Genomic DNA, 22,433 nt, shown 5'->3' with positions numbered 1-22,433 from the left:
TGTAAACGACCTCAATAAACATAAGAAAGAGGCATGCCCATGTCATCTGCAAGCACTGTCGCGCCCGCGATTTTAGTGGCGCCTAGCCGTAAGCGTTTTTTCATCATGGTGCTGTTGTTCATCACCGTGGTGATCAACTACCTGGACCGTAGCAACCTGTCGATTGCCGCCCCCGCACTGACCACCGACCTGGGGCTGGACCCGGTGCATGTGGGGCTGATTTTCTCGGCGTTCGGCTGGACCTACGCCGCCATGCAAATCCCCGGCGGCTGGCTGGTGGATCGGGTACCACCGCGCATTCTCTACAGCGTCGCCTTGCTGCTGTGGTCGGTGGCCACGGTGATGCTCGGCTTTGCAGCGAGCTTTATCGCCCTGTTCGTTTTGCGCATGGCAGTGGGTGCGCTGGAAGCCCCCGCGTACCCGATCAACAGCCGGGTGGTCACCACCTGGTTTCCTGAGCGTGAGCGCGCCACGGCGATCGGCTTTTACACCTCAGGGCAGTTTGTCGGCCTGGCGTTTCTGACTCCGGTACTGGCCTGGTTGCAGCATCACTGGGGCTGGCACATGGTGTTTGTCAGCACCGGTGTAGTGGGGATTATCTGGGCGGCTATCTGGTACGCGGTGTACCGCGAGCCCCGGGACTTCAAGGGCGTCAATCAGGCGGAAATCGACTTGATCGCCGAGGGGGGCGGGCTGGTGGATATCCAGAGCCAAACCGCCAAGCGCAAGGCTGCGTTCAGTTGGCTGGACCTGGGCATCGTGCTCACCAAACGCAAGTTGTGGGGCATTTATCTGGGGCAGTTCTGCCTGAACTCGACGCTGTGGTTTTTCCTGACATGGTTCCCCACGTACCTGGTGAAATACCGCGGCATGGACTTTATCAAGTCCGGTTTGCTGGCTTCGTTGCCGTTTCTGGCGGCGTTTGTGGGTGTGCTGTGTTCCGGGTTCTTTTCTGACTGGTTGATTCGTCGTGGTTACTCGGTGGGCTTTGCCCGCAAGTTGCCGATCATTGGCGGGTTGCTGATTTCGACCTCGATCATCGGCGCCAACTTTGTCGACTCCACGCCGTTGGTAATTGCGTTTCTGGCGCTGGCGTTTTTCGGCAACGGGCTGGCGTCGATTACATGGTCCCTGGTGTCCACCCTGGCACCGGCGCGGCTGCTGGGGCTTACCGGCGGGGTATTTAATTTGATCGGTAACCTGTCGGCGATTACCACGCCCATCGTGATTGGCTTTTTGGCCACCGGCGATTCGTTTGCCCCGGCAATCACCTATATTTCGGTGCTGGCGCTGCTGGGAGCACTGTCCTACATCTTGCTGGTGGGCAAGGTCGAGCGGATCGAACTGTAGCCGTCAGTCAGCCAGGCGACCATAATGCTGCCCGGTTCTCACCTATCAATGGAAAGGCTGGCTATGCAGGACGACTCCACGAAAATCGCTCCGACCGGTACTCAAACCTTGCTCCGCGGCCTGGCGGTGGTTCAGGCCGTGGCCAATGGTGCGCGTGACCTAAAGGACATCGCCCGGGTGATCGGGACCACGCGCAGCACCACCCATCGTCTGGCCAGTTGCCTGGTGGATGAGCGTTATTTGCGGGTGTTGCCCAAGGTGGGGTATTTGCTGGGGCCCAAGCTGATCGAGCTGGGCTTTCAGGCGCGGGAAGAGTTGCCGTTGGTGACGCTGGCCGAGCCGTATCTGGATCAATTGTCAGCGTTGACCGGCGATACCATTCATTTGGCGGTGCGTGAGGGTGATGAGGTGCTGTACCTGCACAAGAATCCGGGGCGAAACGGCCCGGAGATGCGTTCGCGGGTAGGGCATCGGATGGTGATGGCACGCACGGGCATCGGCAAGGCCATGTTGCTGGATGCATCTGTGGACGAATGGCGGCGGCTGTATGAAGCCGGTCAGGGGGCGGGCGGCAAAAATCCGTTGTGGCCCGATCATCAGGAGCCGTCGTGGGAGCAGTTCGAGGAGCGTATGCGCAACTATGTGGCGGGTGGGTACGCGTTTGATCTGGAAGACAACGAACCGTCGATTCGTTGTGTGGCTGCGCCCATACGTGATGCCAGCGGCCAGATCGTCGCAGCTATCAGTATCGCCAGCACTGTGCCGTATATGCCCCACGAGAAAATGTCCGGGTTGATCCCGGTTATTACTCATGCTGCGCAACAGATATCGGCTGAGTTGGGCGGGTAAGTGGACTGCACACAACGGTGGGAGCGAGCCAGCTCGCTCCCACAAAAAGCCGGTGCTTAGGCTTTCAGCGTTTTCATGTCGATCACAAAACGGTATTTCACGTCGCCTTTAACGACGCGTTCAAAGGCTTCGTTGATGTTTTTGATGTCGAGCATTTCGATGTCGCACGTAATCCCGTGCTCGGCGCTGAAATTGAGCATTTCCTGAGTCTCGGCAATGCCACCGATCAGCGAACCGGCCAGTACGCGGCGCTTGAATACCAGGTTGAAGGCGTTCAGGGCTGGCTCAACGGGTTCGATCAGACCCACCAGGATATGCACACCGTCATACGCCAGGGTTTCGAGGTACGGGTTCAGGTCGTGCGGCACCGGAATGGTATCCAGCAGGAAGTTGAAGGTGCCCGCAGCGGCTTTCATCTGTTCGGCATCGGTGGACACGATCACGTGGTCGGCACCTTGACGGTAAGCTTCTTCAGCCTTGGCCTGGGAGCGGGTGAACAGCGTCACTTCAGCGCCCATGGCCTTGGCGAACTTGATGCCCATGTGGCCCAGGCCACCCATGCCCAGGATCCCGACCTTGTCGCCCGGCTCAACACCGTAATGAACCAGTGGCGAGTAGGTGGTGATGCCGGCGCACAGCAGCGGTGCGGCGCTGGCCGGGTCGAGGTTTTTCGGGATGCTCAGCACGAAATGCTCGCTGACCACCATATTGCTCGAGTAACCGCCCATGGTCAGCGTGCCGTCAATGCGGTCCGGGCTGGCGTAGGTTTGGGTCATGCCTTCCAGGCAGTATTGCTCCAGATCTTCCTTGCAGGCCGAGCAGGTGCGGCACGAATCGACCATGCAGCCCACGCCGACCAGATCGCCGACCTTGTGCTTGGTAACTTTGTCGCCAATGGCCGTCACCTTGCCGACGATTTCATGGCCGGGCATCAGGGGGTAAGTCGCGAAGCCCCAATCATTGCGTGCCTGGTGGATGTCGGAGTGGCAAACGCCGCAGTACAGCACTTCGATAGCGACGTCGTCCGGGCGGGGCGCGCGACGGTTGAACTGCATAGGCGCCAGAGGGGCCTTGGCGTTCTGAGCGGCGTAACCGATAGCGTTATAAGTGACAGTGGACATGAGAACCTCGCGAAACGTTGACTGTGTAGAGGGGGCGATTTTGCGCCTGGATGCTTTGCAGGACTATGACGATTCCTCCGTCTGTCATGCCTAATACTCCGGAGTAACGGGTCTTCTGTCGCTTTATTGACCAATTCTGCGAAGATGCGGCTGTCTATTCCTCTTGTGAAAATTTCTCCATGCTTTTGACCCGTCATCGGGATGAGAACGCCATGCTGGTGTCTCTGATCGAACCGCTGGCGACACAAACCGGTTTTGTGTCCACCTTGTTGCCTGAAGTCCGGGTCGTTTCTGCGTGCCGGGAAGTGGCCCGGATGCCGCAGATTTATGAGCCTAGCCTAATGGTGATTGCCCAAGGCAGTAAGTTGGCCTATCTGGGGCAGCGCACGATGGAATACGGTGCGGGGCATTATCTGGTGCAGGCGCTATCGGTGCCTTTTGAGTGTGAAACCTTCGCCTGTGAGGAGATGCCGCTATTGGGCGTGGCGATCAGTATTGATCGCGCGGTGCTGGGGGAGTTGGTGCTGGCGATGGGCCTGGCCCCTGACCGCAATGCCGTGGCGCAGACGCCGGAGTCGATGACTTCGGCGGTGCTGGATGATGATATGCGCCATGCCGTCGAGCGCCTGCTGCGTTGCCTGCATGACCCGCTGGAGTGCCGGATCATGGGCCAGGCGCGGCTGCGCGAAGTGCTGTTCGCAGCATTGCGCGGACCGCAGGCGGGAGTGCTACGGGCATTGGTCGAACAGCAAGGGCAGTTTGCACGGGTGGCGGCATCGTTGAGTTATTTGCATGAGCACTTCGCGCAGCCGCTCAATGTCGAAACCCTGGCCCGTTGCGCGAACATGAGTGCATCTACCTTTCACGAACACTTCAAACGCAGCACCTTGCTGTCGCCAGTGCAGTACCTCAAGCGGTTGCGTCTGTTACGGGCACAGCAGTTGTTATTGAGTGAGGGGCTGGGTGTAGCGCAGGTGGCGGAGCGTGTGGGCTATCAAAGTACTTCGCAGTTCAGTCGCGAGTACAAACGCTACTTTGAGCGCAGTCCGGGGCATGAAGGGGTGGGGTGCTAGCCAGCCGGTGTGACGGGCGTGTTGTGGGAGCGGGCTTGCTCGCGATGCGCGCAGCGCAGTCTGTCAGGCAAACCTGGGCGACCCCATCGCGAGCAAGCCCGCTCCCACAAATCCGGGGGCAATAAAAAAGGCTCCCGAAGGAGCCTTTTTGACTTACATGTTCGGGTAAGTCGGGCCGCCGCCACCTTCCGGGGTCACCCAGGTGATGTTCTGCGACGGGTCTTTGATGTCGCAGGTTTTGCAGTGAACGCAGTTTTGCGAGTTGATCTGGAAGCGTTTTTCGCCGCTTTCCTGAGTGATCACTTCGTACACGCCCGCCGGGCAGTAGCGCTGTGCCGGCTCGTCGTAGAGCGGCAAGTTAACGCTGATCGGAATGCTCGGGTCGCGCAGCTTGAGGTGGCACGGCTGCTCTTCTTCATGGTTGGTGCTGGAGATGAACACCGAGCTGAGCTTGTCGAAGCTCAGCTTGCCGTCGGGTTTCGGGTAGTCGATCTTCTTGCAGTCCTTGGCCTGCTTCAAGCACGCATAGTCTGGCTTGGTGTCGTGCAGGGTGAACGGCAGTTTGCCGCCGAAGATGTTCTGATCCATCCAGTTGAAACCCGCGCCCATGATCGGGCCGAACTTGTGCATCGCCGGGCCGAAGTTACGGCTGGCGAACAGTTCGTCGAACAGCCAGCTGGCTTTGAAGGCTTCAACGTAGGTGTTGAGTGCGTCGCCGCCTTCGGAGTCCGCCAGCAATGAATCGGCCACGGCGTCTGCTGCGAGCATGCCGGATTTCATTGCAGTGTGGCTGCCCTTGATCTTGGCCACGTTCATGGTGCCCAGATCGCAACCGATCAGTGCACCGCCGTTGAAGACCATTTTTGGCAGGGAGTTCAAACCGCCTTTGGCCAGGGCGCGGGCGCCGTAGCTGATGCGTTTGCCACCTTCGAGGTATTGCTTGAGCACCGGGTGATGCTTGAGGCGCTGGAACTCGTCGAACGGCGACAGGAAGGTGTTGCTGTAAGACAGGTCAACGATCAGGCCGACCACTACCTGGTTGTTTTCCAGGTGATACAGGAAAGAACCGCCGGTGTTTTCGCTGCTGATGATGTCCAGCGGCCAGCCAGCAGTGTGAACTACCAGGCCTGGCTGATGTTTGGCGGGGTCGATTTCCCAGATTTCTTTCAGGCCGATGCCGTAGTGCTGGCTATCGGCGTCGCTGTCGAGTTTGAAGCGCTCGATCAGTTGTTTGCCAAGGTGGCCGCGGCAGCCTTCAGCGAACAGGGTGTACTTGCCGCGCAGTTCCATCCCCGGGGTGTACAGGCCTTCTTTGGGGTTGCCTTCACGGTCAACGCCCAGATCACCAGTGATGATCCCGCGAACCACATTGTTTTCGTCGAACAGGACTTCTTGAGCCGCAAAGCCGGGGTAGATTTCTACGCCCAGGTTCTCGGCCTGTTGCGCCAGCCAGCGGCACAGGTTGCCTAGCGAGATGATGTAGTTGCCTTCGTTGTGCATGGTTTTAGGCACAAACAGGTCAGGCACCTTGGTCGCGGTGCTGTCGCTGCGCAGTACATAGATATCGTCGCGGGTTACTGGAGTATTGAGCGGTGCGCCCAGTTCTTTCCAGTCCGGGAACAATTCGTTCAAGGCGCGAGGTTCGAAAACAGCACCAGACAGAATGTGAGCACCGACTTCGGAGCCTTTTTCAACCACGCAGACGCTGATTTCTTTACCGGCTTCGGCGGCCTTCTGCTTTAAGCGGCAGGCGGCGGACAAACCGGCAGGGCCGGCGCCGACGATGACCACGTCGAATTCCATGTACTCGCGTTCCACAGGCTATCTCCTACTCAAGGCTCAACGGTATTTTTCTAATTGGAGGTTTGGCACTTCATCCATTATTCCCTCTACCTCGAGGTTGAAGACGCAATGGATGATGCACCGCTCTCTCTGATGGGCGGGCATTATATCTACACCACTAGCAGCGTCCAATACAAACGTTTGTTTGAATCCGCTGCAAGCCAGATAAATCAAAGACGCGCGGCTCAAAACTGGCCAATTTGCTGTATTGACCGCAAATGGCGTTCCGGTCAAGATACGGGCGGTTTTGCGCTCGCCGTAGGCTGATTGTTGGTTTCAAGAGCACCTCTAAAGACAGGGCATAGGCACAAGCCTGTAGGAGCCTGCCATTTTTTGAGCGGAGTTTACACGTCCTTTCGGTGTATGACTTGTTAGTCACATCGGACAAACGGTCGCAAGAGAAGGACTGGCACTCGTCTCTTCTAATAATGAAGGCAACGATCTTTGGAGGTGCCCTTGTGCCAATGAGCATCAACCGCCAGGTTCGCCTAGGCGACTTTCTTTTCACCGGAGAGTAACGAGGAATCCATGAAGGTTCTTGTAGCTGTCAAACGAGTGGTCGATTACAACGTTAAAGTTCGCGTCAAAGCGGACAACTCCGGCGTTGACCTCGCCAACGTCAAGATGTCGATGAACCCCTTCTGCGAAATCGCTGTGGAAGAAGCCGTACGCCTGAAAGAAAAAGGTGTTGCGACTGAAATCGTCGTCGTCTCCATCGGCCCGACCACTGCTCAGGAACAGCTGCGTACCGCGCTGGCACTGGGTGCAGATCGCGCCATTCTCGTCGAGTCCGCCGAAGATCTGACCTCGCTGGCCGTGGCCAAGCTGCTCAAGGCCGTTGTCGACAAGGAACAGCCTCAGCTGGTGATCCTGGGCAAACAGGCCATCGACAGCGACAACAACCAGACTGGCCAGATGCTGGCCGCGCTGACCGGTTTCGGTCAGGGCACCTTCGCTTCCAAAGTTGAAGTGGCAGGCGACAAGGTTGCAGTGACCCGTGAAGTAGACGGCGGTGCGCAAACTGTTTCGCTGAGCTTGCCGGCGATCATCACCACCGACCTGCGTTTGAACGAGCCGCGTTATGCGTCCCTGCCAAACATCATGAAGGCCAAAAAGAAGCCGCTTGAAGTGCTGACGCCAGATGCGTTGGGCGTTTCGACAGCTTCGACCAACAAGACCCTGAAAGTTGAAGCACCGGCTGCTCGCAGCGCGGGTATCAAGGTCAAGTCGGTGGCTGAACTGGTCGAGAAACTGAAAAACGAAGCGAAGGTAATCTAAACATGACTATCTTGGTAATCGCAGAACACGACGGCAAAGCACTGGCCCCGGCCACGCTGAATACCGTGGCTGCTGCCGCTAAAATCGGTGGCGACATCCACGTTCTGGTTGCAGGCCAGGGCATTGGCGCAGTAGCCGAAGCCGCCGCTAAAATCGCTGGCGTGGCTAAAGTACTGGTCGCCGACAACGCGGCTTACGCCCATCAGTTGCCTGAAAACGTGGCGCCTCTTGTCGCTGAGCTGGGTGCCGGTTACAGCCACATCCTGGCGGCCGCTACCTCCAACGGCAAAAATATCCTGCCGCGCGTTGCTGCGCAGTTGGACGTGGATCAGATCTCCGAGATCGTTTCGGTCATCAGCGCTGACACCTTCACGCGCCCGATCTATGCCGGTAACGCCATTGCTACCGTGCAGTCCACTGCGCCGGTAAAAGTGATCACCGTACGTGCGACCGGTTTCGACCCGGTGGCTGCAGAAGGTGGTTCGGCAGCGGTTGAAGCGGTTGCAGCGGTTCACGATGCAGGGACTTCGTCGTTCGTGGGTGAAGAACTGGCCAAGTCGGACCGTCCTGAGCTGACCGCAGCCAAAATCGTCGTTTCGGGCGGTCGCGGCATGCAGAACGGCGACAATTTCAAACTGCTTTACACCCTGGCTGACAAGCTGGGCGCTGCTGTTGGCGCTTCTCGCGCAGCCGTTGACGCAGGTTTTGTGCCTAACGACATGCAGGTCGGTCAGACCGGCAAGATCGTTGCGCCACAGCTGTACATCGCGGTGGGGATTTCCGGCGCGATCCAGCATCTGGCCGGCATGAAAGACTCCAAGGTGATCGTTGCGATCAACAAGGACGAAGAAGCACCGATCTTCCAGGTGGCTGATTACGGCCTGGTAGCGGACTTGTTCGAAGCCGTACCTGAGCTGGAGAAGCTGGTTTAATCCAGTTGCTTCACTTATAAAGAGCCCGGTCATCCGGGCTGTGGAGAAGGGCGGGGCACTCAGTGCCTGGCATCGTCTTCATGGCCTGAGTGACCGGGTTTTTTTGTGGGTCTCAATAGTGTGTGTGGAGCGTAGGGCTATGGATGTGCGTCAGCTGAGCAGGTTGCTGGTGGGGTTGGCGTTATTGCCGCTGTTGTCAGAAGCTGCGGGCAAGTGTGAACGCCTGATCGTTACTGGCAGTCCCGATGCACCACCTTACCTGTGGCGCGATCCAGCCGACCCTGCGCACTTGATCGGCACCAGTGCCGACCTCATACAGCAGGCGGGCCAGGAACTGGGGATCAAGGTTGAAGTGCTCTACGGTGGCAAGCGCGCCCAGGCTCAGGACGAAGTGCGCGCCGGGCGCATGGACATGCTGCTGGATGCCCCGCTAACGGTCAGCGGGCTCTCGTCGTTCGACTACATCCACCCGCCCTTAGTGCGTAACGACTATCTGGTGTGGACCCGCAAGGACTCAACCCTGGTCTACGAAACACCTGCCGACTTGCACGGGTATACGGGCGCCGTCTCCGAAAAATCCCGATTAAGCGAAACGTTCAATGAGTTCGCTCAGCATCAGCTCACTCTGGAGCGTCTGCCCGGCCTGACCCAGGCCTTCCAGAAATTGCTGCTCGGCCAGGCCGAATACGTACTGGCCGGTCGCTATTCCGGTACGGCCACTGCGCAAACCCTGGGCATTGCCGATGATCTGCTGGCACATCCACAGCCGATTGATCAGCCTGGGCTGTTTTTGGCGATTTCCCATGACTCGGCCTGCAATGAGCCGTGGTTGCGCGGACAGCTCGCCAAAAAGATGACAGAATTGCCCGCGTCCGGCCTGACCGAGGCGGCATTGCAACGCAATCTAGAGCGGTGGAAAGCCCAGTTGCTACAACCGCTCAGCGCCCCAAAACAGTAGGAATCCCTAGTGACAATTCGACCTATTTTCGCTGCCCTGGCCGTTCTGGCTCTGGCGGGGTGTGCAGCCGATCCTGCGCCGAATGAACAATTGCGTTTGACCGAACAGGCTCTGGAGCAAGCCAGGGCTGTGGGTGCCACAGCCGATGATATGGCTGAACTGAAACAAGCCGAAGACAAGCTGGCCCAAGCGCTGGCTGATATGGCAGATGAATCCTTTAAAGACGCGCGCATGCAAGCCGAACAAGCCGAGCTTGATGCCCGATTAGCTGAAGCTCGCGTGCTGACGCAAAAAAGCCAGGAACAACTGAACGTGCTCAATACTCGTATTTCGCGCTTGCGCAAACAACTGGCGGATGCGCAATGAGCCTCAAGTCCAGAGCTTTCATGGGTGTGCTAGTAGCGGGTTGCGTCGGCCTGACCGGGTGCGCAGGGCATCACAACAGCGAGCAGGCCTTGCAACAGGCCAGCACTGATTTTCAGACCGTCAAGGAAGACACCAATGTGCTGCGCATCGCCCCCAAGGACGTGATTCGCGCCGGTGAGTCCCTAGCCCGCGCTGACCGGTTGTCCAGCTATTGGGGCAGTGGCGAAGACGTTGCGCATTACGCCTATTTGAGCCAGCGCTACAGTGAAATTGCCCGCGAGCACACGCAGCAGGTGCTCAACGAAGAGCGTGCGGCCAAGCTCGAACTGGAACGTCAGCGCCTGCAACTGGCCTTGCGTGAAGCCAAGTTGTTGAGCGTTCAGCAACAGGGCCAATGGCTGGAAGAGCAAATTATCAGCCTGGCCACCACTCAGACTGACCGTGGTTTGGTCATGACCCTGGGGGACGTGTTGTTCGATACGGGCGAAGCCGATTTGAAAAACTCGGCCAATCGTACGGTGCTCAAGCTGGTGCAGTTCCTGCAACTGAACCCCAAGCGCGTTGTGCGAATCGAGGGCTACACCGACAGCACCGGGGGTAAGGAAGACAACCTCAAGCTATCCCGTGATCGCGCGCAGGCCGTGGCGGATGTGCTGGTCGATCTGGGTATCGACGAGAAGCGAATCCTGGTGGAAGGTTATGGCGATCAATACCCGGTTGACGTAAATGCCACAGAGCGCGGTCGTGCGCAGAACCGCCGTGTTGAAATCGTCTTTTCTGACGAAAAAGGCCAACTGGGCGCCGCGCGCTAACAAATAGGCATGACTTGACTGATGTGGGAGCGAGCCTGCTCGCTCCCATAACGGCACTATCCGCACCCATACAGTTCTCCCCGCACACGGCCTGTACGGCTTTGTTAAGTGACAACTGTGCCCGTACACTTCTAAACTGTTCCGGTATTGTTCTCCACAATAATAAAGCTTGAACATCGAGAGCGGCGCCATGACCAACCTTTTGCTCTATCAACGTATCGCTCAGCAGTTGGCTGAGGATATCCGGCGTGGCGTTTATCAGCCGGGCGAGCGTGTGCCCTCGGTGCGCAAGATGAGCTCTCAGCTGAACGTCAGCCATGCCACGGTGTTGCAGGCTTACGCCAACCTTGAAGATCAGGGTTTGATCCGGGCACGGCCGCAGTCTGGTTATTACGTGCACCAGACCCCGGCATTGACCGCACCCACTCCTGATATCGCCCGTGTAGAGCGTCCGGGGCTGGTCACTCGCAGCAGCATCATCCAGCAGGTATTGGTTGAGTCTCGTCGCGAAGGCGTATTCCCGCTGGGCGCGGCCGTGCCCAGTGTCGATTACTTGCCTGTGCGGGCTTTGCATCAACAACTGGCCAAGGTCACGCGTTTTCATAGCCCACGGGCGTTCAGCTACATGTTCAGTCCGGGGTTTGAGCCACTACGTCGGCAAGTGGCAATCCGCATGCGTGACGCCGGGGTGGTGATCGATCCTTCCGAAGTCATCATCACCCACGGCTGTGTCGATGCCCTGCAAATGTCGTTGCGCGTACTGACTCGCCCAGGAGACCTCATCGCGGCCGAGTCGCCCACCTACTACGGGCTGCTGCAACTGGCGGACCTGCTGGGCTTGAAAGTCATCGAGATCCCCAGCGATCCGGCGACCGGCATGAGCCTTGAGGCCTTGCAACTCGCGGCCAATCAATGGTCGATCAAGGCATTGGTACTGACCACTCGCCTGAGTAATCCGCTCGGAGGGACCATGCCTGAGGAACGGCAAAAGCAGCTGCTGCGTCTGGCTTCCGACTTTGATATCCAGATTGTCGAAGACGATATCTATGGCGAGTTGATGTTCGAGGTCGGGCGTACCAAGGCGTTGAAAGCCTATGACCGCCTGGATCGGGTGATTTACTGCTCGAGTTTTTCCAAAACCTTGTCACCTGGCGTGCGTATCGGCTGGATGATCGCTGGCAAGTTTCAGCAGGAAATCCAGCGTCTGCAAACCTTCACCACCCATTCGGCGTGCAGTGTCACGCAGATGGGGGTAGCGGCTTACCTTGAAAACGGTGGTTACGATCGCCATTTACGTTACATCCGCCAGGAATACCGAAAAAACCTGAGTGCGTTCCAGCTGGCCGTTCAGCAGCACTTTCCGGAAGGTACTCAGATGTCCCGTCCAAGCGGAGGTTTTATCTTGTGGGTCAGTTTGCCGGGCCGGGTCAACACCCAGGAGTTACATGTCCGGGCGCTGCAGCAAGGTATCAGCATCGCGCCGGGGCTGATTTTCAGTAATACCGAGCAGTTCAATCACTGCATACGGCTTAACTGTGCCACACCCTGGAACCGGGAAGCCGAGCGGGCGCTGATGACCCTTGGCATGCTTGCCAATCAGCTCTGCCAGGAAGCCGCAGGCCAGTACGGTGGAAGTTCGGCAGTAGCGGGGATGGCATTTTGACCATAATCACCTTGTCACCCTGTGCGTAAAGCGCGAGCATACGCACCTGAATCGTTAAAACTGTGGGAGTTATGAGAGCGACATATTGTGTTGGCCTTTTATTGGTGGGCGTGTTGAGTACGCTCAATACTGTGGTTGCGACAGCGGCCCCGGTACAACCGCTGTCAACCTCCAGTGAGGCGCAATCTGTCCACTCGCCTGCCAAGCCTGCTGCCAGTGTGAAAAAGGCACCGGTCAAAAAGCGTGCTCCCATTGCATCCAAATCCAAGTCGGCCCATGAAATCGCCAAGAAGCGTTTACCTGCGGCGAACCTCGATTTGCGCTTGCCTCCCGAGATGGTCAAGCAGCTGCATCCTTTGGGCACTATTCCTATGCCTGCTCACAAACCCCTGCTGCCGAATATGTTTGGCGAGAAACCCGCCGAAGAGAGCCCTTTTCAGCTCAACGGGCGCTTGCTCAGCAATGAGATGAACCTGCAATTGCGCAACGAAGCCCGTCACAACGAAATCGAAGGCGCTGCGCTGGATTTCGAATTCAAGCAATAAGTGCCGAGTGCTCAAAAACAGGCTTCTAAACTGACTATTCAGTCACTGTCATTTATCAGCACATTCTGCTGAACGGTCAATTTCAAACACCTGTTCCAGCGAGTACTATCCCTTGTCATCAACACACTTTGCCCCGAATGAGGTGCTAACGTCATGAATTGCCGTGAAGGCTGTGGCGCTTGCTGCATTGCCCCTTCCATCAGTACACCGCTGCCGGGCATGCCCAACGGCAAGCCGGCCGGGGAACGCTGCCTGCATCTTTCAGTCGACTACTTGTGTGGTTTGTTCGGCCAGCCGCAACGCCCTGCAGTCTGTGGCGAGTTCAAGGCCGACATCGAGGTGTGCGGCACTGACCGGGAAGAAGCCATTAACCTGATCGGTTGGTGGGAGCAGATGACCGCGGCATAGTGCGTTTATGACCAGTGAACAGACCTTCAACAATAAGGAATAAGACAATGGGTTCGTTGCATCGAGTGGCATTGGTATGTGGTTTGAGTGTTTTGCTGGTGGGCGTGGCCCAGGCCGAAGACTGGAAAGTCGCCAAGGATCAGGACGGCATCAAGGTGTCGCTGAGTGAAGTCGCCGGCTCCCAGTACAAGGCTTACCAGGGGGTAACGACCATCAAGGCGCCGCTGGCCAAGGTCAGCAAGTTGCAGGAAGACGTGGCGGGCGCTTGCGCCTGGATTCATGAATGCCAATCGCAAAAATTGCTCAAGCACGAAGGCGATCAGAGCTGGACCTACACCCAGTTCAAAACACCCTGGCCGGTCACCCCGCGTGATTCGGTGCTGCTGGTGACCACTGCCCAAGGTGCGGACGGCAGTTTGACCCGCACCCTGAAAGGCGTGCCGACCTACCTCCCGGAAGAAAAGGGCTTTGTGCGGGTTGCTCAGGTCAATGGTTTCTGGAAGCTGGTGCCTAAAGGCGACAACTTGACCGAGGTGACGTACCAGGTGCATACCGAGCCTGGCGGCAGCGTGCCTTCCTGGCTGGCCAACAAGTTTGTGGTCGATGCCCCGTTCAATACCCTCAAGGGGCTTAAAGAGCGCGCTGAAAAGCCATAACGCTTAACCGGGCATGCCTGGTCCTGGACAGCGCATCTGTCCAGGCGCCGGGTGCAGGTTTCAGTGGTACGCATAAAACCTGTTGAAATTCATGGATTACCCCCTTGGCAGACGCGGCACCGTGGAGCTACTCTGCATCCAGACCAGCGAAGTAATCGACTGGCTCTGATCTTGTTCGCTACATGCTTATTACTCCCCTTGTCACGGCATACCTGCTGCCGATAGGGGAGCGCTGAATGTCTATCCATTGCGAGGAGGACGTTTCATGAGCACAGCCCATCAAGAAGACCTCAGCAGCTATGTGCTGCGCCGCATGAAAGAAGGCGGTTTTGATTTTTCACGCATCCACCCAATCGAGTTTTACGCGATCTTCCCGGACGAGGAGCGTGCGCGCAGAGCTGCAGGCAAATTTTGTGGTGAATCCCTGAACGCACAAATCAATGTACGTGATGACGGGGCGTGGTACCTGGAACTCAGTAAAGTGATGTACGCCACCTATGGTGGCATCGGTGATTTCGAGCAGGACTTTGAAGCTGTCGTGGTGCCGCTAGGTGGCATTATTGAAGGTTGGGGTGTTAAGCAGGAGGTGCGCGGCCTGTTGAATTGATATGAGTTCGATCGGTTAGCGGCCGGCCTCAGGGCTGGCCGTTCTTGTTTTTGCGCCAGGCAATTAAAGCCCCCGCAACGTATAGCGGACGAAGACGCGCAGGAGGTGCGCGTCTTCGGTATTTGGGCGAGTCTTTAGCCGATGACCTTGGTCAAGTTCGGCAAGATCAGCAGCAAGGTGGTAGCAAAGAGGATGAGTCCGGCCTGACGTACTTTCGTATGTTTAAACATGGCTATCTGCCTTTTTTTGTTATTCCTGAACGACAATGCCCGCGACAAGATCACTACGCCTTGAATACAAAGCGGCCTTGGCGACAGGCTTAACCTTAGAGCCCCCATAAGATATGGCTTAGAACCCTTTCACATCATTCAAGTGCAGTAGGTTTCTAAAACGCTATTAGGTTTGTCGGGCTCGCCCTGTCAGCCCGTTGCTAGACGCAATGGGCTCTTTGACCGTCAATTTTCTTAGCGCCCTACCGTTCGTCCGGGAGCTTTGTACAGTCACGTTTTACCCTGCATAAGCCTGCAGCCTTCAGGCTCAAGGGATGACCACTACGTTCAGTACTTGCCATGAATTACTCTTTCAAGGCAGGCTCTATGGAGCTCCCATCACTACTTTCGCCTTTATCGTGCCAGGTACTTTTATGTCGCTACGCATCTGCATTCTGGAAACCGACATTCTGCGTCCAGAGTTTGTTGATCAATATCAGGGCTACGGGCAAATGTTCGTGCGCCTGTTCTCCACGCAGCCTATCGCGGCACACTTCAGTGTTTTTAACGTGATGCACGGCGAGTACCCGTCTGAGGACCAGGTCTTTGATGCTTATCTGGTAACCGGCAGCAAAGCTGACTCGTTTGGCACCGATCCATGGATCCAGACCCTGAAAACCTATTTGCTGACCCGCTACGAACGTGGCGACAAGCTGATCGGCGTATGTTTTGGTCATCAATTGCTGGCGCTTCTGCTGGGCGGTAAGAGCGAGCGCGCTACGCAGGGCTGGGGCGTCGGAACCCATCAGTACAAATTGGCCGCCAAGGCACCGTGGATGAGCCCTGTGGTTGAAGAGTTGACACTGTTGATCAGTCACCAGGACCAGGTGACGGCCTTGCCGGAGAACGCCACGGTAATCGCCTCCAGCGATTTCTGTCCGTATGCCGCTTATCATATCAACGACCAGGTGCTGTGCTTCCAGGGGCATCCCGAGTTTATCCACGACTATTCACGCGCCCTGCTTGACCTTCGCCAAGAGCATTTGGGCGAACAGATCTACAGCTCCGGCATCGCCAGCCTGGATCAAGACCATCATGGGCGCACGGTTGCCGAGTGGATGATGCGTTTTGTTTCACACAAGCCGCAAACCGCCTGACTCCCGGTTTTGCTTTTATGGGGAGGCGGGCTGGCTCGCGAAGGTTTCTACTCGGTAAGTGATGCACCGAATTGTTTGTACGCGAGCAAGCCAGCTCTCCCAAGGAGCGTTGCAGGTTACAGCCAGCCAGAGCGCTTGAAGCTCGCCCACAGGCCGGTAACGCCTAGTGCAATAAACCCCAGGACCCCGAAGTAGCCGTAATGCCAGGTCAGTTCAGGCATGTTCTGGAAGTTCATCCCGTAAATGCCCGCCACGGCAGTGGGGAAGGCCAAAATGGCCGCCCAGGCTGCGAATTTACGCTGCACGATGCTCTGGCGTGAGGACTCCAGCAACACGACGATCTCAATCGTCTGAGTGGCGATGTCGCGCAGGTTGGCGAGGTCTTCCATCTGACGGGTGACGTGAATCTGCACGTCGCGAAAATACGGGCGCATATTCTTGTCGATAAAGGGAAACGTCAGGCGCTGCAACTCTTCGCTGATTTCCACCATGGGCGCCACATAACGGCGCAGTCGCAGCACGTCGCGGCGCAGGCCATGCAAGTGCACGATGTCAGCCTCATTGAGGGCATTGCCCATGATGCTTTGTTCAAGTTGTTCGATTTCGGCGTGGATGGCCTGGCTGACGGGTTGATAGCTCTCCGTCACGAAGTCGAGCAGGGCGTACAGGACAAAGTCTTCGCCATGCTCCAGCAGTAGCGGGCGCGCCTCGCAGCGCTGGCGCACGGACTTGTACGAGGCCGAATGGCCATTACGACTGGTGATGATGTAGCCGTTGCCGGCAAAAATATGGGTTTCGACAAACTCCAGTTGGCCTTCGTGGCGAATGGGCGAATAGATCACGATAAACAGTGCATCGCCGAAGGTTTCGAGTTTGGGCCGGCTGTGTTGCTCAAGAGCGTCTTCGATGGCCAGTTCATGCAGATTGAACTGGCGCTGCAGGTTGCTCAGCTCTTGCGCGTCGGGTTGCTCCAGACCAATCCAGACGAAGTGGCCGGGCTTTTTGGCCCACTCAATCCCTTCGTCCAGAGTGATATTGGTGACTTTCTTGCCTGCGCTGTAAACCGCAGCAGCAACAACTCTCCCCATAGTTCTAATCGCTTCTTCTTCAAAGGGTTATGGCACGAAGATGCAGCTTAGCGTGCAATCCACCACTTTGAGTCTACAAACGTTCAGAGGTTCGGGTTGGACGCCGTAGTGTTGCCCCCCGCCACGGGTGGCAAGTGACGGTTTTTCTGGCTCAGCAACTCTCGGTCCATGGCTTCGATGCATTCGCGCATTTGCTTGTGGCACTGCTCCATCAACTGCGGGATGTCATCCAGAGTCAGGCCGGCAGTCGGGATCGCGGGCAAGGAGCGGATCAGGATATCGGCACTGTGCCAGCGGTTGAGCTTCAGGTGCTGGCTATAGGTGCTCACACACACCGGCACAATCGGTACGCCGGCAGTAATTGCCATCTGGAAGGCGCCTTTTTTGAACGGCAGCAGGGTTTTGCCAAAATTGCGCGTACCTTCCGCAAAGACCCAGATAGACGTGTCTTTCTCTTGCAGGGTGCGAGTGGTAGTCAGCATCGATTTGCGAGCTTTCTGCGCGTTACCCCGATCAATCAGCACGTTGCCCGCCAACCAGAACAACTGGCCGAACAAGGGCACCCATTTCAGGCTTTTTTTACCGATGCAGACGGTGCGGTGCGGCACTACGTTGCCGAACACAAACAGGTCGTAGTTGGATTGATGGTTGGCAATGACCACGCAGCTTTGTGGCTTGTCCATCAGCGGCCCAACTTCGGTCTTGAGCTTGTAGCCCAGGATCCATCTGGATGGCCAGGCATACAGGCGCGCGCACAGGCGACTGTTGTCCGGGTTGAAAGGACGGCATAAGCCCAGCAGTACACCCAGTACCCCTGCGATCATAAAATGCAGACACATCAACAACATACGTATCGAAAGTAGCATTTACAGGCTCGCGAAAACAAAAGTCGGCGCAGTGTACGGATGTGCACTGTATTCAGCAATTACCCCGATACAACTAGGAGATGACTGAAGTTTAAGCAGTTGTTTCAACGAGCGTGTGGAGGGGCGGGCTAGAGATGTTGACGAAGATATGGCTAAAGGCCGGTGGAGGGGGAATCCCGACCGCAGGCGGCGATCGGGACCGGTTTTCAGGGGAGAAGGTCAGAGCGGGTGGAGCTGATCTTCTTCGATGGCCTTTTCCAGCGTTTCCAGCAGCGCTTTGCGCACCTTCAGTTTGGTGTTTTTGTGAGCCTTCATATTGATCTTCTTTAGCTGACGGGCCGCTTCCAGAGCCGCAGCCTGCAATTCTTCAGGCTTGACCACCTTGTCGAGGAAGCCTGCGTCTACTGCGGTATGCGGGTTAAACATTTCGCCATTGATGACCGAGCGATGGAATGCCGATTTGCGCAGCCGGTCGCGGGCCAGCTCAATGCCGGCGTGGTGCATGGTCATGCCGATCTGCACTTCGTTCAGGCCGATGGTGAACGGACCTTCGACGCCGATACGGTAGTCCACCGACAACAGCAGGAATGCGCCCTTTGCCACCGCATGACCCGGGCACGCGATAACCACCGGGAACGGGTGGGCCAGCATGCGGCGAGCCAGGGTCGACCCCTGCCTGACCAGTTCAATGGCTTGCTCGGGGCTGGCCGTCATTACTTTCAAGTCATAACCGCCGGAGAGAATGCCTGGTTGCCCGGTAATAATGACCACGGCCCGATCCTGCTCTGCGCGGTCCAGGGCGGTATTAAACGCACTGATCACATCCGGGGAAATAGCATTGACCTTGCCATTGCTCAAGGTCAGCGTGGCGATACCGTCTTCCAGGTGATAGGCAATCAAGTCACTCATGGCGCAATTCCTTGTAATGAAGTGGGGCAGACGTTACCCAGCCCCACGGCGCAGGTAAAGGGCTATGACTGACCGGTGAGTCATGGGATTGGCTTGCGCCTTCTATATAGAAGGCGCTGGCACGGCGATTGCGGCTGAACGCGCAAAGCGTCAGGACCGGGATTTGGCAGAAACACCCGCGAAAGGCATGCCCCCCAAAACGACTATTTTCGTAAGCACATGAAAATTCTGAAAAAAACATTTGTCATATCGAAAGCTTTCGACTACATTAGCGCGCCTCGACAGACAGAACTTGTTTGAAGAGATACGGTGAAGTGTCCGAGTGGCTTAAGGAGCACGCCTGGAAAGTGTGTATACAAGAAATTGTATCGAGAGTTCGAATCTCTCCTTCACCGCCACATTAAGTAAACACAAACCCCTGATTTTCCTAGAGAAAGTCGGGGGTTTGTGGTTTCTGGCGTCTGGAAAAAGGCGATATGGGAACAATATGGGAGCACGACCGCTGAACTGCCCGTATTCTGCTTGAAGGCTCTTCTTCGAACTCAAATGGATTTAGATGATTATGAAAGTGCTCCCCCTTGGTGTGCTGGTGTTGCTGACTGCAGGTTGCGTCCAGGTCCAGCAGTACACGCCCCCTCCCGGTGTACCCCAGGCACAGATCCGCAGCGAAATGGACGCCTTGAGCAATTATCGAAACTACCTGACCCTGACCGAAGCTCCGATTGTGGGCTGCAAGTACGGCAGAACCGTGTCGGTTAAGCCAGGTCGGCAATTGTTCGCCGTGCGGGACAAAACATCCCGGCCAGCAGGCTTTATCCCGGTTGAAGCGGCAAAACCCATCCATTTGGTAGTGGATGGTGCAGCTAATGCCGGGCGTAGATGCAAGATCGAATTCGTCAGCGAGTTCGCCCCGGCTGCCCGTTATGTCATTAAGGGAGGCATTGTCGAGAGCCCCGAGACTTACGATTCGTGCCAGGTCAAAATCTTTAACGAGGACACCGGAGCGCCTTTGTTGATGCTCGAGCCGTCAACACTCAAGAACGACTGTGTTCTGGACAAATTGCCGTTTACGGCGCGTTGATTGTTGCAGGCAAGGACGTGTATTAGCTGGCAAGCGGCGTGAGGCTGCGTCGGTCGACGCAGTCGTCGCACAATGTGCTGCTATAAGGCGCCCGCTAAATCCTAATGGCTGGATGTGTGATCGCCGTGTTAGCGGGTCACGGTAATGATGCCAACAGTCTCATCTTTAATAGTGAACGTTATCGGTAACTTAGAAGAGTATGAGTGGTGTCATATTTAACGGAGCGGGTTTATTTGCGCTAAAGCGCCTTGCATGTTTTTAGTTCTGACCTAATATCTGTTCGCACTAAGCAGCGCGACACGATTCCAGGACCGGTTTTCTGTCGCGCCTGCTTTCCAATTGTTTGACGTAGAAGGAACTACGATGAATGTTGACTGGCAAGGTGCGGGTGATATTCAGGCTATTTTCGGCACACTGATCGACAAGGAGCTTAATTGCACCGTCGAAGAACGTGACCGTCTCTCTATTCCTATTTCCAACGCGCTGATAGAAAAGTTTGCACGACTGGGGTTGTATAAATACAACTTGCCCGCCGTGTGGGGCGGTCAGGAAGTTGGTTATGCTCAGTGGGGCCGTGTGCTGGAAAAGCTCGGGTATTTATCCACGGACTTATCGTTTCCATTTTTGATATCCGTGAGGATGTCATTTATTTCTTTTTTAATTGCGGTGGGGCGGGAGGATGTAAATAACGAATACCTGGTTCACCTGATTGAGGGTAAAACAGGTGGTGCATTTGCTTATACCGAAGATGCCGATGCTTTTTCTTTTGTCTCCCGTGCCGTTCCCGCTGCGGACGGTAAAACTTATACGGTAAATGCCGTGAAGAAAATCGTTACCGGCGGTGAGACGGCGAATTATTTTTTGCTGTTTGTCCATGGTGATACCGCGGACATGCAAGTGTTTCTTGTGCACGCCGACGATCCGGGTGTTGTGGTGACGCCGAGCGTGATGCATGGCTGTCGTTCAACAGGGATTGCCTGTTTGACATTGACAGATGTGCGCCTGGATAAACACCGCTTATTGCTGGCCACGGAGGCCTGAGTTTTGCGCAGCGTTATTTCCTTAATTGCAGGCGCTCATTGCAAACCACCTTGTTTTTAGGGCGCGCCCGCGCCGTGATTGAAACCACCGTGGCGTATTTGCAAAACACTGTGCGTTACGATCAGCAGTTGATCGATATGCAGCATGTTCAGGCCTGTATCGGTGAAATGTATATGGCGCTTGAGTCATCCCGCACCTTGGTCCATTACTCATTGGAGCGTCAAGTCAGGCAAGAGTCTGACGTGTACTGGGATGCAGTGGCTTCAATGGCCAAATATCAGGCGGTGGAGGATGTGAACAAAATCGCCCTCCAGGCCCTGAACCTGACGGGTGGTTGGGGCTATACCGAAAGCAGCGGTATCGGCCGGGCGCACCGTGACTTTACGGCCCTGGTGGCAGGGGCCGATCCGCAGGAAAAGCTCAAGGTTGATATGGGGATTCGGATGGTGCACGACCTGGACATGATGTCCCGGCGTTCTTCAAAAAAGGAGAGTTGAACATGAAGATCAAGTTGTCAGGCAATTTGGCACGTTTTGTTAACTACAAAAAAGAGTTGCAACTGGAGGGTGATGGTATTCAGACCGTGGGCGATGCGCTGCACGCGTTGGTGGTGAGTTATCCGGTATTGAAGGACATTATTTTTGATAAGGATCGCAACGTTAAAAAAGGCTATTTGATTTCTTTGAATGGCGAAAAAGTTGACGCGGCAGCTCAGGTAAGTAAAGGCGGTGAGGGTGACTGTATTGATATTTTCACTGCGATAGCCGGGGGTTGATGCTATGCAAGCCAGAACAATAAAAGTTTCCCATCCGGTAGAGTCCATGCTGTTTGGACCTTTCCAGTTTCATGCCCATTCGCTGATGTTACTGAGTTTCAGTTCGATGTGGTCCTGGGGCAGTACCTACCTGTCAGTTTCCTTTCCGGGGATGATCAAGGAGTATCATCAGGGCATGGTGGCTGTGGGTGCCGAAGTTGAATATGTCGAACCTTTTGAAATGTTCTCGGCCGATGAATTTTCGGTGTCGGTCGATGAGTTCAAGGTGCGCCAGGGCAACTCTGTGTTTCAAGTGCTGCACCTGATTCGTGCCCAGGGTATTGTGGTTGCCAGGGTCAAGGTTCGCTGGAAACTGCTGGAACTGGATGGTGATGAAGCACTGTCCGCAACCCCGGGGGTTATTAGGCCCGCTTTTTTGCAAAAATTTCTTCCCGAAGAAGTTGATCCTTCACGGGTTGAACGGCCTTTGCTGGCACAACTGGAAAACTTGAAAGAGCATGGGCAACTCTGTGCCGAATTTGAACATGACTTCACCCTGTTCCGACATCGCTGTGAAGTGGCTGATCAATGGGCGTTCTTTGAGTTGCCTACACTGGCCTCGGAAAGCAGGGAGTCATTAATAGACTCCCTGCAGGAAGACCCAGGTGAACTTGCCAGTTCACTGGGCTTGGCCCTGAATAATATTTACATGGAATGGCGTTGCCCTTTTTATCTTTTGGAAAAGGGCCGTGTAAAAACCCAGGCTTATCGGCTGCAGGACAAACTGTATTTTGCACATCATGTTTTCAACCTGACGCGCGCCAATACATTGGCAGCGATCGTGATTGAAGCGTTTTAAATGCGAATC

At 56.0% G+C, this 22,433-nt stretch carries 25 protein-coding genes and 1 tRNA gene; 21 read left to right on the top strand and 5 right to left on the bottom strand.

Annotation, left to right across the window (positions count from 1 at the left end; translation table 11 throughout):
* The first annotated feature begins 39 nt into the window (after nucleotides 1-39).
* A complete protein-coding gene (locus TU76_RS01385; RefSeq protein WP_019827959.1) occupies nucleotides 40-1,350 on the top strand; it encodes an MFS transporter in 1,311 nt (436 codons plus the stop codon).
* 63 nt (nucleotides 1,351-1,413) lie between these two features.
* The gene (locus TU76_RS01380; RefSeq protein ID WP_019827960.1) at nucleotides 1,414-2,199 is read left to right on the top strand and encodes an IclR family transcriptional regulator; all 786 of its coding nucleotides are present in this window, start codon (nucleotides 1,414-1,416) and stop codon (nucleotides 2,197-2,199) included.
* Nucleotides 2,200-2,255: 56 nt separating this feature from the next.
* Here TU76_RS01380 and TU76_RS01375 read toward each other — a convergent pair whose 3' ends face one another.
* Nucleotides 2,256-3,320: an NAD(P)-dependent alcohol dehydrogenase gene (locus TU76_RS01375; protein ID WP_019827961.1), complete on the bottom strand. Its 1,065-nt coding sequence runs from the start codon at nucleotides 3,318-3,320 to the stop codon at nucleotides 2,256-2,258.
* Nucleotides 3,321-3,499: 179 nt separating this feature from the next.
* Between TU76_RS01375 and TU76_RS01370 the strand changes: the two genes are divergently transcribed.
* Nucleotides 3,500-4,393, top strand: a complete 894-nt coding sequence (locus tag TU76_RS01370; RefSeq protein ID WP_037032660.1) for an AraC family transcriptional regulator — start codon at nucleotides 3,500-3,502, stop codon at nucleotides 4,391-4,393.
* A gap of 153 nt (nucleotides 4,394-4,546) precedes the next feature.
* On the opposite strand, the gene TU76_RS01365 is transcribed toward TU76_RS01370, so the two are convergent.
* Nucleotides 4,547-6,211, bottom strand: coding sequence for an electron transfer flavoprotein-ubiquinone oxidoreductase (locus TU76_RS01365; RefSeq protein WP_019827963.1), 1,665 nt, complete (start codon nucleotides 6,209-6,211; stop codon nucleotides 4,547-4,549).
* 93 nt (nucleotides 6,212-6,304) lie between these two features.
* Between TU76_RS01365 and TU76_RS25160 the strand changes: the two genes are divergently transcribed.
* From TU76_RS25160 to TU76_RS01310, 12 genes are all read left to right on the top strand, one after another.
* Nucleotides 6,305-6,502: a hypothetical protein gene (locus TU76_RS25160; RefSeq protein WP_131690213.1), complete on the top strand. Its 198-nt coding sequence runs from the start codon at nucleotides 6,305-6,307 to the stop codon at nucleotides 6,500-6,502.
* Nucleotides 6,503-6,763: 261 nt separating this feature from the next.
* Nucleotides 6,764-7,513, top strand: a complete 750-nt coding sequence (locus tag TU76_RS01360) for an electron transfer flavoprotein subunit beta/FixA family protein (RefSeq protein ID WP_046809636.1) — start codon at nucleotides 6,764-6,766, stop codon at nucleotides 7,511-7,513.
* A 2-nt stretch (nucleotides 7,514-7,515) separates the two neighbouring features.
* Nucleotides 7,516-8,445, top strand: coding sequence for an electron transfer flavoprotein subunit alpha/FixB family protein (locus tag TU76_RS01355; RefSeq protein ID WP_048350891.1), 930 nt, complete (start codon nucleotides 7,516-7,518; stop codon nucleotides 8,443-8,445).
* Nucleotides 8,446-8,584: 139 nt separating this feature from the next.
* On the top strand, nucleotides 8,585-9,403 hold the full coding sequence (locus TU76_RS01350) for a substrate-binding periplasmic protein (RefSeq protein WP_019827418.1): 819 nt from the start codon (nucleotides 8,585-8,587) through the stop codon (nucleotides 9,401-9,403).
* A 9-nt stretch (nucleotides 9,404-9,412) separates the two neighbouring features.
* A complete protein-coding gene (locus tag TU76_RS01345; RefSeq protein ID WP_048350890.1) occupies nucleotides 9,413-9,769 on the top strand; it encodes a DUF4398 domain-containing protein in 357 nt (118 codons plus the stop codon).
* Nucleotides 9,766-10,581 carry an OmpA family protein gene (locus tag TU76_RS01340; protein WP_019827420.1) on the top strand — a complete coding sequence of 272 codons (816 nt, stop codon included), beginning with the start codon at nucleotides 9,766-9,768 and terminating at the stop codon, nucleotides 10,579-10,581. Before TU76_RS01345 ends, TU76_RS01340 begins: the two co-directional genes overlap by 4 nt.
* Before the next feature lie 190 nt (nucleotides 10,582-10,771).
* Nucleotides 10,772-12,244 carry an aminotransferase-like domain-containing protein gene (locus TU76_RS01335; protein ID WP_019827421.1) on the top strand — a complete coding sequence of 491 codons (1,473 nt, stop codon included), beginning with the start codon at nucleotides 10,772-10,774 and terminating at the stop codon, nucleotides 12,242-12,244.
* Nucleotides 12,245-12,315: 71 nt separating this feature from the next.
* Nucleotides 12,316-12,789 (top strand): hypothetical protein, encoded by a 474-nt coding sequence (locus tag TU76_RS01330; RefSeq protein WP_037032642.1) that lies wholly within the window; start codon nucleotides 12,316-12,318, stop codon nucleotides 12,787-12,789.
* A gap of 153 nt (nucleotides 12,790-12,942) precedes the next feature.
* On the top strand, nucleotides 12,943-13,197 hold the full coding sequence (locus tag TU76_RS01325; protein WP_019827423.1) for a YkgJ family cysteine cluster protein: 255 nt from the start codon (nucleotides 12,943-12,945) through the stop codon (nucleotides 13,195-13,197).
* Between the two features lie 47 nt (nucleotides 13,198-13,244).
* The gene (locus tag TU76_RS01320) at nucleotides 13,245-13,853 is read left to right on the top strand and encodes an START domain-containing protein (protein WP_019827424.1); all 609 of its coding nucleotides are present in this window, start codon (nucleotides 13,245-13,247) and stop codon (nucleotides 13,851-13,853) included.
* A gap of 265 nt (nucleotides 13,854-14,118) precedes the next feature.
* Nucleotides 14,119-14,460, top strand: a complete 342-nt coding sequence (locus TU76_RS01315) for a ribonuclease E inhibitor RraB (RefSeq protein WP_019827425.1) — start codon at nucleotides 14,119-14,121, stop codon at nucleotides 14,458-14,460.
* A 643-nt stretch (nucleotides 14,461-15,103) separates the two neighbouring features.
* A complete protein-coding gene (locus TU76_RS01310; protein WP_019827426.1) occupies nucleotides 15,104-15,826 on the top strand; it encodes an amidotransferase in 723 nt (240 codons plus the stop codon).
* 116 nt (nucleotides 15,827-15,942) lie between these two features.
* Here TU76_RS01310 and TU76_RS01305 read toward each other — a convergent pair whose 3' ends face one another.
* From TU76_RS01305 to TU76_RS01295, 3 genes are all read right to left on the bottom strand, one after another.
* Nucleotides 15,943-16,914, bottom strand: coding sequence for a magnesium and cobalt transport protein CorA (locus TU76_RS01305; protein WP_019827427.1), 972 nt, complete (start codon nucleotides 16,912-16,914; stop codon nucleotides 15,943-15,945).
* Between the two features lie 83 nt (nucleotides 16,915-16,997).
* The gene (locus TU76_RS01300) at nucleotides 16,998-17,780 is read right to left on the bottom strand and encodes a lysophospholipid acyltransferase family protein (protein ID WP_019827428.1); all 783 of its coding nucleotides are present in this window, start codon (nucleotides 17,778-17,780) and stop codon (nucleotides 16,998-17,000) included.
* 219 nt (nucleotides 17,781-17,999) lie between these two features.
* Nucleotides 18,000-18,689, bottom strand: a complete 690-nt coding sequence (locus TU76_RS01295) for a crotonase/enoyl-CoA hydratase family protein (protein WP_019827429.1) — start codon at nucleotides 18,687-18,689, stop codon at nucleotides 18,000-18,002.
* A 308-nt stretch (nucleotides 18,690-18,997) separates the two neighbouring features.
* Between TU76_RS01295 and TU76_RS01290 the strand changes: the two genes are divergently transcribed.
* From TU76_RS01290 to TU76_RS01270, 6 genes are all read left to right on the top strand, one after another.
* A tRNA-Ser gene (locus TU76_RS01290) sits at nucleotides 18,998-19,087 on the top strand.
* Between the two features lie 164 nt (nucleotides 19,088-19,251).
* A complete protein-coding gene (locus tag TU76_RS01285) occupies nucleotides 19,252-19,770 on the top strand; it encodes a hypothetical protein (protein ID WP_019827430.1) in 519 nt (172 codons plus the stop codon).
* Nucleotides 19,771-20,133: 363 nt separating this feature from the next.
* Nucleotides 20,134-20,811 (top strand): acyl-CoA dehydrogenase family protein, encoded by a 678-nt coding sequence (locus TU76_RS25515; RefSeq protein ID WP_231984186.1) that lies wholly within the window; start codon nucleotides 20,134-20,136, stop codon nucleotides 20,809-20,811.
* 38 nt (nucleotides 20,812-20,849) lie between these two features.
* Complete coding sequence (locus TU76_RS25510) at nucleotides 20,850-21,308, top strand: acyl-CoA dehydrogenase family protein (protein WP_231984188.1); 459 nt, start codon at nucleotides 20,850-20,852, stop codon at nucleotides 21,306-21,308.
* 2 nt (nucleotides 21,309-21,310) lie between these two features.
* Nucleotides 21,311-21,586 carry a MoaD/ThiS family protein gene (locus tag TU76_RS01275; RefSeq protein ID WP_019827432.1) on the top strand — a complete coding sequence of 92 codons (276 nt, stop codon included), beginning with the start codon at nucleotides 21,311-21,313 and terminating at the stop codon, nucleotides 21,584-21,586.
* Nucleotides 21,587-21,590: 4 nt separating this feature from the next.
* A complete protein-coding gene (locus tag TU76_RS01270) occupies nucleotides 21,591-22,424 on the top strand; it encodes a hypothetical protein (RefSeq protein ID WP_037032643.1) in 834 nt (277 codons plus the stop codon).
* The last annotated feature ends 9 nt before the right edge of the window (nucleotides 22,425-22,433 follow it).

This window comes from Pseudomonas psychrophila, from assembly GCF_001043005.1.
GTDB classification, from domain to species: Bacteria; Pseudomonadota; Gammaproteobacteria; order Pseudomonadales; family Pseudomonadaceae; genus Aquipseudomonas; species Aquipseudomonas psychrophila.
Note: the sequence above shows the minus strand (reverse complement) of the source record. Positions and strands in the feature narration are given on the sequence as shown.